Annotated in this window: 19 protein-coding genes; 13 read left to right on the top strand and 6 right to left on the bottom strand. The window is 71.0% G+C overall.

The window, feature by feature from the left end; all coding sequences use genetic code 11:
• Positions 1-11: 11 nt before the first annotated feature.
• Positions 12-290, bottom strand: coding sequence for a hypothetical protein (locus tag ACFZAX_RS31945; RefSeq protein ID WP_390965913.1), 279 nt, complete (start codon positions 288-290; stop codon positions 12-14).
• Positions 291-792: 502 nt separating this feature from the next.
• Here ACFZAX_RS31945 and ACFZAX_RS31940 point away from each other — a divergent pair.
• Positions 793-1845 (top strand): hypothetical protein, encoded by a 1053-nt coding sequence (locus tag ACFZAX_RS31940; RefSeq protein ID WP_390965911.1) that lies wholly within the window; start codon positions 793-795, stop codon positions 1843-1845.
• A gap of 198 nt (positions 1846-2043) precedes the next feature.
• Complete coding sequence (locus tag ACFZAX_RS31935; RefSeq protein ID WP_390965910.1) at positions 2044-2388, top strand: STAS domain-containing protein; 345 nt, start codon at positions 2044-2046, stop codon at positions 2386-2388.
• A 346-nt stretch (positions 2389-2734) separates the two neighbouring features.
• On the opposite strand, the gene ACFZAX_RS31930 is transcribed toward ACFZAX_RS31935, so the two are convergent.
• The 5 genes from ACFZAX_RS31930 to ACFZAX_RS31910 all read right to left on the bottom strand — a co-directional run bounded on the left by ACFZAX_RS31930 (position 2735) and on the right by ACFZAX_RS31910 (position 8001).
• Entirely contained in the window at positions 2735-3025 is a 291-nt protein-coding gene (locus ACFZAX_RS31930) for a helix-turn-helix domain-containing protein (protein ID WP_390965906.1), read from the bottom strand.
• A gap of 41 nt (positions 3026-3066) precedes the next feature.
• A complete protein-coding gene (locus ACFZAX_RS31925; protein ID WP_390965904.1) occupies positions 3067-3924 on the bottom strand; it encodes a DciA family protein in 858 nt (285 codons plus the stop codon).
• Positions 3917-5305, bottom strand: a complete 1389-nt coding sequence (locus tag ACFZAX_RS31920; protein ID WP_390965902.1) for a cell wall protein — start codon at positions 5303-5305, stop codon at positions 3917-3919. Before ACFZAX_RS31920 ends, ACFZAX_RS31925 begins: the two co-directional genes overlap by 8 nt.
• Before the next feature lie 1137 nt (positions 5306-6442).
• Entirely contained in the window at positions 6443-7210 is a 768-nt protein-coding gene (locus ACFZAX_RS31915; RefSeq protein ID WP_390965900.1) for a glycosyltransferase, read from the bottom strand.
• Positions 7207-8001 (bottom strand): UTRA domain-containing protein, encoded by a 795-nt coding sequence (locus ACFZAX_RS31910; RefSeq protein ID WP_390965898.1) that lies wholly within the window; start codon positions 7999-8001, stop codon positions 7207-7209. The genes ACFZAX_RS31915 and ACFZAX_RS31910 overlap by 4 nt, the downstream gene beginning before the upstream one ends.
• Positions 8002-8395: 394 nt before the next feature.
• Between ACFZAX_RS31910 and ACFZAX_RS31905 the strand changes: the two genes are divergently transcribed.
• The 11 genes from ACFZAX_RS31905 to ACFZAX_RS31855 all read left to right on the top strand — a co-directional run bounded on the left by ACFZAX_RS31905 (position 8396) and on the right by ACFZAX_RS31855 (position 16047).
• A complete protein-coding gene (locus ACFZAX_RS31905; RefSeq protein WP_390965896.1) occupies positions 8396-9349 on the top strand; it encodes a hypothetical protein in 954 nt (317 codons plus the stop codon).
• Positions 9350-9521: 172 nt separating this feature from the next.
• On the top strand, positions 9522-10064 hold the full coding sequence (locus ACFZAX_RS31900; protein ID WP_390965895.1) for a WhiB family transcriptional regulator: 543 nt from the start codon (positions 9522-9524) through the stop codon (positions 10062-10064).
• On the top strand, positions 10061-10528 hold the full coding sequence (locus tag ACFZAX_RS31895; protein ID WP_390965892.1) for a hypothetical protein: 468 nt from the start codon (positions 10061-10063) through the stop codon (positions 10526-10528). Before ACFZAX_RS31900 ends, ACFZAX_RS31895 begins: the two co-directional genes overlap by 4 nt.
• Complete coding sequence (locus tag ACFZAX_RS31890) at positions 10525-10650, top strand: hypothetical protein (RefSeq protein WP_390965889.1); 126 nt, start codon at positions 10525-10527, stop codon at positions 10648-10650. Before ACFZAX_RS31895 ends, ACFZAX_RS31890 begins: the two co-directional genes overlap by 4 nt.
• Before the next feature lie 195 nt (positions 10651-10845).
• Positions 10846-11019: a hypothetical protein gene (locus ACFZAX_RS31885; RefSeq protein WP_390965887.1), complete on the top strand. Its 174-nt coding sequence runs from the start codon at positions 10846-10848 to the stop codon at positions 11017-11019.
• A 110-nt stretch (positions 11020-11129) separates the two neighbouring features.
• The gene (locus ACFZAX_RS31880; RefSeq protein ID WP_390965944.1) at positions 11130-11312 is read left to right on the top strand and encodes a DUF5999 family protein; all 183 of its coding nucleotides are present in this window, start codon (positions 11130-11132) and stop codon (positions 11310-11312) included.
• Between the two features lie 408 nt (positions 11313-11720).
• Positions 11721-12530, top strand: coding sequence for a hypothetical protein (locus ACFZAX_RS31875; RefSeq protein ID WP_390965885.1), 810 nt, complete (start codon positions 11721-11723; stop codon positions 12528-12530).
• A 250-nt stretch (positions 12531-12780) separates the two neighbouring features.
• On the top strand, positions 12781-14775 hold the full coding sequence (locus ACFZAX_RS31870) for a DUF2637 domain-containing protein (protein ID WP_390965883.1): 1995 nt from the start codon (positions 12781-12783) through the stop codon (positions 14773-14775).
• A 45-nt stretch (positions 14776-14820) separates the two neighbouring features.
• Positions 14821-14982, top strand: a complete 162-nt coding sequence (locus ACFZAX_RS31865; RefSeq protein WP_390965881.1) for a hypothetical protein — start codon at positions 14821-14823, stop codon at positions 14980-14982.
• 143 nt (positions 14983-15125) lie between these two features.
• A complete protein-coding gene (locus tag ACFZAX_RS31860; RefSeq protein WP_275496330.1) occupies positions 15126-15395 on the top strand; it encodes a hypothetical protein in 270 nt (89 codons plus the stop codon).
• Between the two features lie 184 nt (positions 15396-15579).
• A complete protein-coding gene (locus tag ACFZAX_RS31855; protein ID WP_390965879.1) occupies positions 15580-16047 on the top strand; it encodes a hypothetical protein in 468 nt (155 codons plus the stop codon).
• Positions 16048-16059: the final 12 nt, after the last annotated feature.

The following is a 16059-nucleotide window of genomic DNA, read 5'->3' as shown; positions in this document are numbered from 1 at the left end:
GCCGCTCCGGATCAGTCGGGCACCTGGTGGTCGCCGTCCGGGGAGCGCCTCAGGAAGACTCGCTCTTCGGGATGGCGGGCCAGGCGGGCCGTGACCCACGCGCTCTCGGCGTCCATGCCGCTTGAACCGGCGAGGCGGCGCGCCTGCCAGGTCGTGCGCGGGGCGAGTACCCACCGGGTGAGCGAGAAACGGGCGCGGCCGGAGCGGGCTGTTGTCCGGTGTGCCTCGCGGGGAGAGTCCTGGGGGGCCGGGGCGTTCAGGTCGGTCGCATCGTGAGTCTGTCGACGCACGCGCCGTAATGGCGGACACCGGGCAACAGACCACCACTACGGGTGGCTCTGCATGCCCCGGGTTGACGCCCGGGATGCGCCCATCGCGCGAGGCCGGCCCAGGCCTGCCGCTCCTCCGCCGTACGGGCGGTCAGGCCGGGCCCCGCCCAACGGAGAGGCCACGGGGCCGGTGGCGGCGTGGGCTCAGTCGAAGAAGGCCTGCACAGACAGGCTCAGCGCGTCATCGCCGCGGTCACACCTTGGGCGAGTGATCGTTGGCCGCATCCCCTGTCGCGGCCTGCCGACCGTAGCCGGACAGCAGGAGGGCCATGGCTTCCCGCCGCGCCTCGCGAGCGGTTGCTGAGAAACGCCCCTGAAGGACTGTGTCTCGGCCCAACTCCAAGCGGATCAAGCCATGTTCCGCAAGCTGCGTACGTGCCCTCGCCACACGATCAGACTACGCAGTGCAGTTATCCGACTACACGCACTTCGGAGGGGCGTCTTGGCGCGCAGGGACGACATCGTGACGATCGTGATCGACGCGAAGAATGAGATCAAGAAGTCGGTCGCCGAACTGGACGTTCGCGTCGACAACCTGGAACGCGGCCTGCGCGCCGATCTCGTCCAACAGGTCGAGGGGCTGCGCAAGGCGCCACTGGACGAGATGAAATCCCTTCAGAGGGCAGCGCGAACAAGCGCCTCCGGGGCGGAAGCGCGCGCGGGTGAAGCGGTAGCCGCAGTAGCCGCGTTGCGCAGCGACGTACTGCAGCTGCACGAACGTCTCGACGGTCTGCGCGGGGACATCGGCAAGATCCTGGAAGCACTGCACACCTCCAGGCCGCCCGCTGGCACACCGTGGGAGCCGGACGGTGCACACGAGGCCGGAGACGAAGGGGACTCCGCGGTGCCGCCCGGCCAGCAGCAGATCCCGCCGGAGGCGGAGCAGGAGGACACGGGGGAAACACGGGACAGTCCGGCCGCCGAAGACGAAACGACGGCACCATCGGCCACCTCGGACGACGTTCCCGCGGACAACGAAGGCGCGCTGGAGGACGGGCAGGACTCCGGAGCACAACCGTCGCAGGCTGTCCGTGAAGGCGATGGAAGCGCAGGTCTGAACGACCTTGAGCTCGCGGCCCTGGCCGCCAACCGTGACGCGGGGGGCTCGCAGGAGCCGGATCCCCTCAGCAGCGGGGGCAGAACCTTCGCGATCGTACGGGCCGCGGGCGTCGCCTCGGCCACGCTCGTCTGCCACCGCGACACCTGGGAGTTCGTCGCCGCACAGTCCGGAAGCCACCCCCACTTCCGGCCGCCGGCGCTGGAAGAGCGCGAGGACGGCCTGATCGCCGCAGTGCTCTCCGGGCGCTCCCTGGTCGCCATGATCCTCGCGCTCTACAGCGTCACGAAGACCGCCCTGCACGCGGCGGTCACAGACGACGAGCTGGTCGGCTATGCCGACTGGATCATGGCGGCCGAGGTATACAGCGCAGCGGCCCGCGTCCTCAAAGAGACGTCCCATAACGGAAGCGACCCCGTCGTCATCACGATCGACAGGCGACTGCGCGCCCAGTCCTGACGCACCGCCGGCCGCCCAGCTGACCCTGGGCGGCCGGGGCGAGAATGCACGACCTCCGGGTTTCCGCGTTCCGGCAGGTGCCCGATCCGGTAGCCGAGCAGCCTCGAGAGGGCCGGGCCGGCACCGCGGCCCGGGCGGGCTCCAGTCGGCCGCCTCCCCGCAACCGCTGCCCTGGACCACCTCGGAGATACTGCCCTCATGACGAACCCTGACCCCGGACCGGTACCCGTGCTCAGCCCCCGGGGAGACCTGGACCTGGACTCCCTCGGGCCCCTGACCGCCCAGATAGACGCCGCCGCGGCCGGCCACGGCGCCGTCGTCCTGGACGCCAGCAGCATCACGTTCGCCGACTCCTCCTTCCTCCGGCTCGTCCTGACCGTCCACGACCAGGCCGACCTCCGGATCGCCGCGCCGTCGCCCGCCGTACACCGGCTCCTGCACATCGTCGGCGCCGACGCCTTCCTCCATCTCCACCCCACCGTCGAAGATGCCCTCACCGCTGCCGAGTCGGCCCGAGGACTTCTCGCACCGCCGCACGACTGAACGGCTGCGGAGAACGGCGAGCCGCCCCCCACGAGGCGATCGGGCCCGGTGAGGACTTCGGCCACCGGTGCTGCCACCCGACGCAGGCCAGCGCCGCGAGGGAGAGTTCCCGGGTTTCCGCCGTCACGCCGCCCACCGGGAGCTCCACCCGCCCCGCGAAGAGCGTCATCCGCGAACCCGCGGTGAACACACGGGCGAGGCCGGTGAGAGGTGGAGCAGCTGTTCCACGCTCAGCGCCCCCGACCGCACCGGTCCCGCCCTGTGAGCTTTCCAGCGACTGGGGACACCTGCCACTGCGGAAGCGTGAACGACCCGGGGCAGCGAGCCGTAGGCGGGCCCCGGGTCGTCACTCCGGAGAGATCGTCAGCTGTGCGGCGCCGGGCAGGGGCGCCCGACGCCGGGCGGGCAGGCAGTGGACGGCCCGGTCGACTCCGGCAAGAAGGTCGGGGACGGGGATGCCGTAGTGAGCGGACAGGCGATCCACATCATTCAGGGACCAGGCGGAACTCCCGGCCAGCTTGCGGCTGATCTGGGTCTGGCCCAGGCCGATCCCGGCAGCGAGGTCGGCCTGGCGCTCGCCGGTCAGACGCATCAACGCGCCGATCGTGAGCCGTAACGTGGCGTCTGTGCTGGGCATATGCGTACTCCGCATGCGGTATGCGTGGACGGTGGGCGGGTTCAGGCGGTCTGGTCGAGGCGCCTGGGCGCGGGAGCCGGGGCAGGTGGCACGAGCGTGGTGAGTCCGGCGCGTTCGGCGGCGAGGCGCTGGAGCGCTCGGGCCCGGGCCGCGTCACTGGAGGTCGCGCCACGCTGCTGGGCGGCGGCCTTGGCGCGGAGCTCCTCGAGGGCCTTGCGACCGTCGCCGAAGAGCTCCTCTGGTTCGCGTGCCCGTTCGCGGATCTGCCGCTCGGCAGCAGCCCGGACCAGCGGGCTGGAGCTGGAGTCCGCCCTCGCCTCCACGGCGGCGCGATGGGCCGCGAGCGCCTGGTGGTAGCCCTCCGAGGCGTCCTCCCGCGTCTTCACCGGAGCCTCGGCAGGCGGACGGGCCACCGTGGGCGTGACGGGCGCCGTACGCTGCGGGGCCTCTGCGGAGCGGGCGTTGAGGTCAGCGGGGCGCAGGATTTCCAGCCGCCGTACGGAGTCTGGGCCGGCGGCGGCGTTGATCCTGGTGATGATGTCGCGCTGGTGCAGGGTGAGCTGGGTGCGGTACGTGGCGGTGGCGGGCAGCAGGTGCAGGGTGCGGGTTTCCTCGTCGTACCGGACGGCGGTGACGTGCCCGGCCAGGGCGGGGGCGATCGTCGGCCACTGCGCTACCAGGTTCCCGCCTGCCGTCGCCTGCTCCCACCCCCGGTCGGTGACCATCCGTCCGATCGCGGCACCCAGGCCCATCGGATCCCGGCCGCCGCTCCGGGCCTGACGGGGCGGCGCTGCTCCCGTGCGGCGCTTCGGCGGAGGTGCGGCCTTCGCGGAGGCGCGGGCTGCCTGGAGCGCGACGCGAGCCAGGTCGACTCCGCTCACCGGCGGCTGGTCACTCATGCCGGGCCCCTGCCATCGAGGAGGTGGTGCCGAGGAAGGCGGCCATCGCGGTCTCCGCGTCGGCATGGTCGGTGAGGTCGTCCAGCCCCTGCTCGGCCTGGCGGGCGGAGTACGTGGCGAGGCCTTCGGCGAGACCGGCCAGCACGTCCTGGACGAGGTCGGGCCGGGATGCGGCGAGCGCGCCGGATGCCTCGCGCTCGTCCCAGCCCTCAGCCGCTTCGTACGCGGCGACCTGATGCTCGACGGAGGCCTGCTTCGCCAGCTGGACCCGGATGTACTCCGCCGGCCTGGCCGGGCGCCACGTCAGCATCCAGGAGTGGAGCACCACGACGATGCTGTCGGCGTCCATGCCCTGGTCGGTCAGAGGGCGCAGCACGAACTCGAGGCGCCGCAGTCGGACACGCTGCGTCCAGGGGACCCGGGCCCGGACCTGTTGGGTGGTCCAGATACCGCGCTGCACCTGACGAGCCGTCCGGCGCGGCCCCCCGCTGTTGCTGCTGCTTTTTTCGGGGACGGGCCAGGTGGTGCTGCGGCTCGCGCGCTTGCGCGAGGTGTTTTTACTACCACTCTCAACATCAGCTTCAGGTGATTGGTGGTAACGACCAGGAGAATGGGGCTCACGGCCCGCTGAGCAGGACTTATCCACACCCCGGGTATCCACAGGGTGACTCCCCCGGGACGCCGGAACACGAGAACCGCGCCGGGCAGCGCTCGGGGACAGCCGGGCGCGGTCGTGGCGGTCCTTGCTTCGGGCGGCCGACGCCGCGATCGCCCGCTCGCGGCCGGCCTCGGTCACCCCGCACACCCGGCCCTCGTAGCCCGTCCCGGTCAGCCGGTGCCCCATCGCCTCGTCGAACACCGGCGGGATCACCGCACCGTAGATCGTCCCCGTTGCCATGTACGGCTCGCCCGGGGCCGCGATGTTCCGCTTCGACCCGTGCACCAGCCACACCAGCGCACCGAGCTCCCGCATCACCCTCACGTGCCGTTTCACCGTCGCCGGCGACGTATCGGTCCGCCGAGCCGTGCCCTCCAGGTCGTAGAGCACGATCCCGCGCCGGTAGTCCATCCGGGCCGCGAGATCCCGGGCAATCACGAGCGTCGTCGGACAGGCGTCCTCGTGCAGCCCGGCAGCCACCAGCCACTCCAGCCCGACCAGCCACGCCCGCGGCTCAGCACGACGCGACCGCGTCCACACAATGTCCTGCTCCCGGTCGGCCACGACAGCCAGCCGCACCTCCGGCAGACCCTGCCCGGACAGCAGCAGCTGCGCCTCGCTCCGCTGCCCCGGAATCCCTTCCCGGGGCTCGTCGACGGAGTTGTCGACGAGCCCCGGCAGCGGGTGGTCCAGCACGGCGGCCGACGCCGCCACGGCGCTCACTGGCCCGCCCGGAGGAATGAGAAAGAGATCATCCCGGCAGCCTCGCGCGGACCGCCTGTGGACAGGGACCAGGAACCAGCGAAACCCCCGTCCCCTCCCGTCAGGCGGGCAGGAACTTCAGATCGCGTCCCGCCACACGGGACGGAGCTCCGGGGCACCGTCCCGTGTGGCGGCGCCGGGAGGACAGGGGTCCCCCTCTCGGTATAGGTGTGCCGGACCTGGGTCCGTGTGACACTCCCCCCCGAAGAATCTTCGTGACTAATGCCGCGAACAGGGCAAAAGGGAGTAGCCAATCCCGTCACACGGGAGGCGCGGGGAGCTCGAATCCGGCCGAATCGGACAAGGTCGAGCTGACAGGAGACACCGATCTCGTGCACTATGGCGGGGACACCAACCTTCATATGGATCGCCCCGACCGCGACCAGGCCCCTGCCAAGGGGCCCGACCACGGCCGAACGCTCTGTACGGACGGAGCCCCGAGCACCGACGGCCTGCCAAAGCCACCGGAACCCGGGGTGACGCTGTGGCTCGACAGAGGCCCCTTGCCAAAGGGACTCCTGGAGAGCCGGGGTGGTCGCCTTGCCAAAGGACGACCGGTGCCCGCCTGCCAAGGCGGGGTTTTTAGTGGAGAAGACCCAGCTCGATGAGCTGGAGCCCAGAACCGGGGCCAACCGGGGACTGGGCGGCCGACCTTCCGGTCGGCGCGATGGGCCGCGCGGGCCGAAGTGGATTACGAGCCCACCTCATTGGCGCGCGGCCGATGACCTAAGTCATCCCGACCCCCTTGATAGCGAAGGCGGAGTCGGCCTGCCCGAAAGCGGCACACCTGACGGCGTGACAGCGAGGGTGAAACGGCGTAGCTGCGCGTGGAGTTCCGTTTGCGCGGGTAGTCTTCATCCCGCGATCACCTCCTTTCCAGGTGTGTCGCCAACGGAGCATCGCCCCGTTCGAGCCACCCCGCAGACCAGGCCCGGTCGCGGGGTGCTCGTCGTTCTGGATCACTGCTGGGCACACCCTATCTGTACGACCCGACAGAACTGCTGGGCGAATTCGCAAACAGTCCGAGGTGCCCCAAGTGCCGCGCCCGCCAGACGGTGAACGGGAAACAGTTCGCCCGTCAGGCGGGACGGCCATAGGTCACCCTTCCACGGGATTCGGGCGCCAACGCCATCCGGTCGTGCGCAGGAATTCAGCCTGCGCCCTCACGAGTGAACGCAGCTCGGCAAAGTCCGCGGTCTGCGTGTAGGACGAGCGCGCCGTGGTCTGTTCGGAATGCTTGCGATAGAGGCCGCCAGGTGCGGCGATCATCCACCCAGGGCTGACGGCAGCGCATCGCAACACGATCGAGACCGTTTCCCACGCCGGCAGGGCAGGCCAGCCGCCCAGTGCATGAAGCAAAGGCTTTCGGACCGTCAGATGAGTTCCGAGTACGGAGAACAGGTTCGCGTCGTACGCGGACAGGAGTTCCTCGTAGTTCAGTTGCCCCTCGGGCGGGTCGTACGGCCCGGGCACAGTAGTGCCGTCAGGGAGGAGGTCAAGCCCCGAGGAGATGCACCAACCGACCTGCGGATGGGCCTCCAGTGCGGCAATGTCGCGAGCGAGCGCGCCAGGCGCGAGCAGGTCGTCCGCGTCCAGAGTTCTGATCAGTTCTCCGGTAGCACGAGGCAGCGCCATCGTGCGCGCCACGGCTGCACCACCGCGCCGTGCCTGTCCGCGCGAGATCCACGGCTCAGGGGGAAGATCGCGCAGCGGAGAACCTGTGGTCCCGTCCTCCTGGACGACCCACTGCACGTCCCACCCCAAGGGCAGGGAGTCCCGCTGCTCCCGTACGGACTGCGCCGCGTCGGCGAGGTAGTTTTCGCCACCTGAGTAGACGGCTGTGATGACGCTGATCGTCCGGTTCACCAACGCTCCAGCTTGGTTTCGTAGATGAGTTCCGAGCGGTCGGCAGGCAGAGGGATGTCAGCGACCTCGACGATCTGCCCGGTGGTCGCGTAAGTCACTTTTCTGATCTGTATGACTGGCACGGCGGGAGGGATGTCCTGCTCCGCGACTTCCTCATCCGTCGGCATGACGGCAGTCACGTAATCAACGATTTTGTCGACCTCCACCCCGAGAGTGTGGAGTTGATGCTGAGTTCCGCCGGGCCACGGCTGATTCTCGGCGTCGAAAAGTTCAGGGTTACGGCTCGCCAGATCGTGCGGCATGTACGAAACCGATGTGCTGATGCCAGCTCGCTGACGGTGGCGCCGGCGGCCGATGCGCCGCAGAACGAGAGAGCCTGCCTCGATTTTGAGCGCAGCCGCGACTTCAGGGCTCGCGCGCACGACGTCAAGGTCCACCTGGTCCTCGTACATCGCGGCCAGCGGGACGCCGGAATCCAATTCGGCGACGCCTACAGCCTGACGTTCCTCAAGGGGCCGGAGGACCAAGTCCTTTTCCGCCTGATAGCGCGTATTGCGTCGAGTGGTGCGGGCGGGGGGGACTCGCACCCACGTGGTGCCTCCGGGTTTACCTGACAGGAGGCCTCGTTCCTTGAGCGTCTGCACAGCGCGGGACGCCGTGTTGTGAGCCACACCGTACTGACGAGCAAGCTCGGCGACGGTGCTGACGCGTTCTCCCGGAGCGAGCTCTCCCTTCTGGATGCGGGCAGCTAGCTCCTCGGCCAGCTCCAAATACTTCGCCGTGTTCGCCATGGGTGCAGCTTGTCATGGCGCCATCCTCGTACGCAACAACCAACTTGAGCTGGTTCGAAATCCAACTCACTTTGGTTGTTGACGTTGGCGGCGCTTCCGTGTCATCGTCATCGCAGGAAGTCACCAACGCAAGTTGGTCGCAACCTAGCTGATCTGGTGAAAGCGCAGGTCGGCGCCGCTCCACCGCAGGAAGCGCTTCCCCGAAGGGGAGGACCAGGGTCGATAGCTCCACCAAATCCCCTGGGCCGGCCACCAGGCCGGTCGCCTCCTGCTGCACGTCGCAGCGCTGATGCGCTGTCCGATCAGCCAGGACGCCGACCCCGGTCGAGTGCCTGCCGGTCGGAGAGCCCACCCGCGACGCAGCCCCCTCTCCCCTCTACCGGAGGAGTCCCGCATGGCCACGACCACTGTGGAGCCCAAGGCCCGCAAGCGCCGCCAGAAGACCCGGACGAAGAACATCAGCAGTCTTCCGGCGATCCTCGTCTCGAAGCTCACGGCCAGCCAGATCGACCTGACGCCGGGCAAGGAACACGTCGTCTGCCCGGACTGCACGTGCTGGACCCCGATCACCGGTGTCCTCGGTACGCCGCTACTGGTCCCCCACCACACCACCCCGTACCACGACAGCACCACCACCCCCCGCCGCTGCTCCAGCAGCAACCGCCGGATCATCCTCGACACCGCGCTCGACGCCTGGCGGGCGGACCTGGCCGAGCGGACCGAGGTGTCCGCGACGGTCGCCTCCCGCCGGCCGACGAAGGTGCTGCCGAAGCCCAAGACGAGCACGGTGCCGGCGGCGAGCCAGCTCACGCCCTCTCCGCTCAGCGCCGAGCAGGTCCGCCGTGTGTTCCGTCAGCACCAGGAGCGGTGCCCGGCCTGCATGGGCGAGGCGACCGACCGGGCCGGGCAGACACTGCCCTGCCGTGACGGTGAGCGCCTGGCCGTCACCTTCCTCCGGCTGCTTCGCCAGGAGCCCCAGCGTCAGGCCGTTCGCGAGTTCTTCGCCCGGGAACGTCGCCGGTTCGACCGCGTGTACGCAGCGGCCGCCCCGACGCGTCAGGCCCGGTGGTCCGCCGTACTCCCGGCGGTGCGGAACGCCGACCAGCTGCGTCGCGCCGTTCCGCAGGGCGCGCACCCCACCGAAGGCCCTGAGGTTCCCGCAGGTCACCTGGTCCCCCGCCAGGCTGCCGAGCAGCCGGCCATCGGCCAGATCAAGTGCGGGCACTGCGGCGCCACCGAGTCCAGCCTCGTCGACGCGGTCGCTGCCGGATGGTGTCTGATCACCCGCCGACCCCACTGCGGACGATGCGCGAATCGTTTCCCGGCCTGGGCGCGCACCTCGTTCTGACTCGACGACGAACGACCCCGGCCCCGGCCATCCCGAGAGATCGGGATGGCCGGGGCCGAGGCCTGCTCGTCCAGCAGTCCTGGCCATCCGGCCGCAGAGATACGACGAACCCCCGGGCGGACAGGCCCGGGGGTTCGACTTCGCAGTTCACCCTCCACGAAGGGAAACGCGCATGCCCAGGATGACATCAACTCAGGCCCGGCACACGCGCCGGGCCGTACTCCAGGCGGCGGTCGACGCCAGCGCCGAGTGCGCCAGCGTCGGCCCCGACTTGTTCTTCCGCGAGGACGGCGAGCCGTACATCGAGTGGCAGGCCCGCCGCGCCGAGGCGGTCCGGGTCTGCGTCGGCTGCCCGGCCCGGGCGGCCTGCACCGAACTGGCCCTGCGTGACGGTGACGGCCGCCCGGACCGTGACGACATGGTCCGGGCCGGTCTCACCGGCCCCGAGCTCGCCGCCCTGCGTGACCGTCAGGCCGTGCGCCTGGCCGCCGCGACGGCCGTCGACCGGGACACCGAGGGCCAGGAGCTCGACCGCCTGGTGGCCGAGCTGCGGTCCGAGGCGATCACCAGCCCGGACAGCGGCCGGTACGGGAAGGTCCGCAACACTGCGCCGCGGACCGCCGCCCAGAACGCCGTCCTCCGGACCCTCGCCGCCCGGATCAGCACCATCCGTACCGGCCGCCGGGCGCGGGCGGGCTGGGGGGTGGCGGCATGACCACCGCCCCGGCCACCGGCCGCTGCCTGGTCCTCGCCCCGCACGCTGGGGGGATCGACGACATCGGCCGCGAGGACGACCAGAGCGGTCACGACGGCAGCGGGTACGAGCGCGACGAGACCGACACCAGTTTCCGCCAGCTCGTCCAGGAGCTCGTCGACGACGGTGACGCCCGGGCCCGGTCCGCCGGCCGCCGGGGGCGCCGCACGCTCGCCGAGATGATGCCCGGCTACCAGCGGCAGCCCGTCCTGCGCCTCACCCGTCCCCTGCCGATGCGGGGTGCGGAGGAGGCGTGCGGGGTGTGTAACAACTGGACGTGCACCTGCCCGCCGTGGATCCCTCCGGCTGATGTGCACCGTGCCGCGCGGAATCCGGAGTACGCGTGCGGGACGTGCAGCGGCTGGCATTCCGGTCCCTGGCCCCAGGCGGTTGCCCTGGCCTCGGCGAAGGCGCTGGTCCGGTGAGCTCCTGCGGGCACCCGGCGAAGTTGGTGACGGTCAACCACGTGGGCGCCGACGGCAAGAAGTATCAGTCGGTGCAGCACGAGCCGTGCACCTGCGGCGGCGGCACGAAGAAGAAGCCGTAGCAGCTTGGTGCACCCGATACGAGCAGCCCGGGCCGCGCAGCACCGCGCGGTCCGGGCCATCACCGCGCACGGCCTGGCCCACCCGGTCACCCTCGCGCTCCTGGTCGCCGCCACCACGGCGGCCGCCAGGGCGTGGGACCGCGGGCACCCGGTCGCCGACCTCCACCCCCGCACCACCGAAGGGCACCACCACCCATGGCCGACAGCCTGCACACCCGCTACATGGCCGCCAGCGCCGCCTGGCGCACCCACCGCAAGGGCTGCGCCACCTGCCGCTACCCCGGCCAGCACTGCGAGGACGGCCGCACGCTCTTCGAGCGGTTCGCCGACCTCCAGGACGCCTACCTCCGCACCCTCCGCGCTCCCTGACCGATCGGAGAACCCCCATGCCGCACCCCCTGACGCCCGTCCAGTCCCGTGACCAGCATGCCGACCCGGTGACGGTCACCCCGGTCGCGGTCCAGACCCTGCCGGCCTCCCTGTGCACCCACACGCCGCCGTGCCCCACGGCCACCAGCCCCGCGCGGGAGGCCGCCCGCGTCGTGGCCGCCCACCCGGAGCAGGGCTGGAGCCTGCTGTGCAACGCCGTCCTGCTCTTCGAGGACACCGGCGAGCTGCTCCCCGACAACCAGGCCGTCGCCCCGCACCGGCTCGCGGCCTGACGCACGGCCAGCCGCCTGATCCGCCCGTCCCGGCCGCCGAACCCCGGCGGCCGGAACGGGCCGTGACGGAGCCGGACAGTCCTCTTCTCTGGCCCAGCCCGGGACCGCCCCGCCCTCCCGGCGGGGCGGTGCCGAGCCCGACCAGCTCGGGAACCGCCCAAGGAGGCCCCAATGAACGCGATCAACAGCAACAACGGCGACGGCAAGGACGACGACACCGTCCGCGTCCCGCTCGACGAGGTCTGACCCACCCGCTCTGACGGTTGCCTGATCCGCCGCTGCCCGCCCCGCACACCGTGCGCGGGGCGGGCAGCGGCGGTGAGGGGGCCGGAGAGCCCGCACGCCGCTCCACCACAGCACCCGTCGAGGGTGCTTCACCCGACCCTCTCGATCACGAGGAGACCGCAGGTGCCGCACACCATCCCGCTCCGCCACCCCCTGGACGACACCGGCCTGCCCCACCACTCCGTCCTCCCGATCACGGCGACCACCGAGCCGACTGTGGCCGCCCCGACGAACCTCGCGCTCGCCATCGCCCGCTTCCACCACCCGCACTTCCGGGGCGTGGCGGCGGGCAGGTACCAGGGCGACCTGCGGTTCTCCTTCGCGCCGTTCAGCGGAACCGAGGACCACCCCCGGGTACCGGCGGGCGCGTGGCGCGAGCTGTCCCGGGAGGACTCCGACGCCCTGGACCGCGAGTACGAGGCGGCGGCAATCCTGTGGGCGCAGGCCCGGTTACGCCGTCAGATCGCCCCGCTCCTGCCCCGGGCCGCCGAACTCTGGACGGCCTGGACGTCCTCGCGCCGCCGCCTGACGGCGACGTTCGACCAGTTCTGGCGCAGCACGGACGGCATGTGGCGGGCGCAGCTGCTGCGGCTCACCGACGCGGAGACCGTGGTGAGGGCGGCGGCCGAGGCGTGGGACACGGTCGCGGAGGAGCTCGCCCGCGCCGTGGACGAGCAGCACCTGGTCACCGGCTGGCAGTACGGGCTGTCGTTGACGACGGTGGCCGAGGACCGCGGGATCGACGCGTCCGCGTGGGAGGTCGGGCTCGCGAGCCGGTACACGCGCCCGCTCCCCCAGTACGACGTCGTCCGCAACGGCACCGTGCTCTGGCGCCGTGCGACCCCGTTGGTTGCGGCCGCCGAGCAGCTGATCGAGTCCCAGCGCGAGCGGCTGCGCGAGGTCGCGACCCTCGCCGGGGACACGGCCGGCTGAGTTTCGGGCCCGCCCGGCCGCGTTTCGGGCCCGCCCGGCGGGAGCCGCATCCCGTTTCGTGTCCGCCCCGTGAGGCTTCGTCGGGTGGGTCTCCCGCACGGCGGGAGGCCCACCCGATGGGGTGTCCGGGGCGGGTAGACCGGCTCCTGTTTCGCCTCCACCGGTCGTCGTTTCGTTTCCACCGGCCGCCGTTTCGGGGGCAGCCGGATTCGTTTCGTTCAGCCCGTCCACCCCTCTCCTGGAGGTCTTGATGACCATGACCGAGTGGCCGCAGACGGCGGCCACCGACACCCCCGTTTCGCTCCCGCGCCCCACCGTTTCGGGAACGCCCGACGACGTTTCGCCCCCGGCCGACATTGTTTCGGAGACACCGAAGCGGAAGATGATCAAGCGGTCGATCACGGGTACGCAGAAGCGAGTGATCGGCGTGATCGTGATCGCCGCGATCACCCTCGCGGGCATCGGCCTGTACCTGTCGTTCGAGCACGTCGCCGGCTTCGCCCACGACGAGCTGCGTTTCGGCTCTCTGACCGAGGGCCGGCTGTTCGCGGTCGGTGTCGACGTCGGGATCATGGTGATGATCGCGGTCGACCTGCTGATGGCCTGGCTCAAGCGCCCGATCGGCTGGATCCGCTACCCGGTCTGGCTTCTGACCGGCGCGACGGTGGTCCTCAACGCGGCCTCCGGCGCTCCCAAGGACCAGCCGTGGAAGTTCATGGACTACATCGCGGCCGGCGCCCACGGCCTGGTCCCGATCCTGTTCATCGCGGTGGTCGAGCTCGGCCGCACCGCGATCGACCGGGCCGTGCGCCCGGAGCACGCCGAGCGCGACTCGATCCCCCTGATCCGCTGGATCCTCGCACCGTACGCGACACCCCGGATCTACCGGCGGATGCGGCTGTGGGGGGTCACCTCCTACCCGGAGATGATCCGCCGGGACCAGGACCTCATCGCCTACGAGCAGTGGCTCAAGCGCAAGCACAAGGGCGACCTCACCAAGGCGTCCGAGGACGAGCTGCTGCCGATGAAGATGGCCCCCTACGGCTACACCGTCGCCGAGGCCCTGGCCATGCCCGACGAGCAGGACCGGGCCGCCGAGCAGCGCAAGGAAGAGGCCGCGTCCCGGCGCCGGGACGCGGAGACCCGCCGCAAGGTCGCCGACGCCGAGGCCAAGTCGGCGGAGATCCTCGCTGATGGCAAGGTCGAGGAGACCCGGGCCGCGGTGGCGGGCAAGACCGGCCAGGCCAAGGCACAGGCCGACGCCAAGGTCGCCGCCGCCGAGAAGGTCGCTGCACTGGAAGCGGCGGCGCTGGAGACGGCGGCCATCGCCGAGGCCCGCGCCCGCACGAAGGAGGCCGACCGCCAGACCGCCGAGTCCCAGGAGAAGGCGGCGGAAGCGGACCTGCGCCGCGCCGGGATCGAGCGCCAGGCCGCCAAGGCCCGCGAGGAGGCGGCGGAGCACGACCGGATCGCCGACGCCGAGAAGGAAGCGATCGAGACGCAGAAGATCGCCGAGGCCCGCCTGGCCGCGGCCAAGGCCGACAACGAAACCGCCGAACTGGAGCGCCGGGCCGCCAAGGCCCGTGAGGAGGCGGCAGAGTCCGAGCGGGTCGCCGACGCCGAGGCGCAGGCGGTCGAGACGCAGAAGATCGCTGAGGCCCGCCTGGCGGCGGCCCAGGCCGACGCCGAGGCCGCCGAGATCGAGGTGCTGGCGGCGCGGAAGCGGAGGGAGATGGAGGAGGCCGACAAGGTCGCCGCCGCGGAGACCCGCGCGGTCGAGACGCAGAAGATCGCCGAGGCCGCCCGGGCTACCGCCGAAGCGAACAAGGCTGCGAACGAAGCGAAGTCGGTTGCCGCCGAAGCGCTCCGGTCCGCTGCCGAAGCCGAGCGTCTGAAGGCGCAGGAGATCAAGGCCCGCGAGGCCCTGCTCGCCGACGCCGAGCGAGCGAAGGTTGCTGCCGCCGAAGCCCGACTGGCCGCTGCCGAAATCGACCGGCGCGCCATCGAAATCGAGGACGAGGCGAAGCTCAAGCCGCGCGAGCGCGCGGTCCGCAAGGTCGCCCGCCTCGCCTTCGCCGCCGACCTCGCCCCGGACGGCCTGGGCCTGGAGGACATCACCCGCGAGCTGTGCGCCCGCGTCACGATCGCTGACGTCCAGCACGCGGTCGACGTGTCCTCCACCGACACCGCCTCCAAGTACCGCACCGAAGCCGCCAGCCTCATCGCCGACGGCTACCGCCCCTGACCCACCCGCACAAACCACCACCAACCCCGCTGAAACGGAGCCCAGATGAGCCCCTTGATGTATGCGGCCGGCTGGATCCTCGTGATCACGGCCCTCGCCGCCGCCCTGGCCGCACTGCACGTGCTGATCCACTCCCGCGTACCGCGCGACCACGGTCCCGCCTGCTGGTGGTGCCACCCGCACCTGCTGCCCCGCCGACGGGGCTGACCAGCGGGTGCGCAGACGGTCCGGCACACACCAGTGAGGGCCAGCCCATCGGAAGTGGGCTGGCCCTCGCTGCGACTGCCGGAAGCGGTCGACAGCCCTCCAAGTAGAGCAGAGCCCAGGCCGCCGAGAGGAGGTGAAAACACGTGAACGATCACCCGGCCGCGCCGTGGAACAATCCGCCGGAACGGTCGAAACCGCTGCGCCGCAAGCGCGCCGAGAAGCTGGCCCGCCGCGCCGAGCACTGGGGCCGGCGCCTGGAAGAGGCCCGCGCGCAGGGCCCGGACATGGTCGCCGCAGTCGCGTTCGACCGGCTCCGCAAGGCGCTCGACGCTCTCCCCGCGGGCGCCCGTGAGCGGGCCTTCGAGGACGTGGTCAGCACGCTGGACCAGATCCGCGAGCGGCACGCACAGTAACCGGCCCGGCTGTGACAGCCGCTGTGACCGGAGCTGTGACAAGCCCTGTGACCGCCGAAAAAGCCTCCACCCGTACGCCCACGCGTACCTGCGCGCACGAGCGCGTGCGGGCGCGCGCGAGGATACGACGCTCTGTGACGCCCTGTCAAACCCTTGATCCTGTCCCGGAAGGACGAAAAAGACCATGATCGAAACCGCTGTGACCGCTGCCGCCGGAGGTGCCTGCGCCGGTTCGGCCGCGCTCCTCTACTACGCGGAGAAGCTCCCCGGACTGGCCAAGGTCACCAACAAGCTCCACACCGACCGCGCCCAGGCGCTGCTGATCGCGACGGCGTCGGCGGCGATGGTCGCGACCCCGGCCGGGGCGTGGTGGAACGAGAACGTCAACGCGCTCAACGGCTGGGCGACGTCGTCGGTCGGCGAGTGGACGGGGCTGATCATCACCGGTTTCCCGGCGCTGGGCGTGACCTTCATGTTCGCCAACGACCTGGTGACCCGGAAGGTCGAGCACCGCACGCTCGTCCTGGGAGCGGTCCTGCCGGTGCTGGTGTCCACGATTCCCGGGCCGGTCGGTGAGGGCGTCCAGGGAGTTCTGGCCTGGGTCATCACGAAGATCGGCACCCTCGTCGCCGGTGCCTTCGGCATCGCCTAAGAAGAAGGAGGA

It is taken from the genome of Streptomyces sp. NPDC008125 (assembly GCF_042957125.1).
In the GTDB taxonomy this organism is placed as follows: Bacteria; Actinomycetota; Actinomycetes; order Streptomycetales; family Streptomycetaceae; genus Streptomyces.
This window is presented reverse-complemented; position numbering and strand designations above follow the sequence as displayed.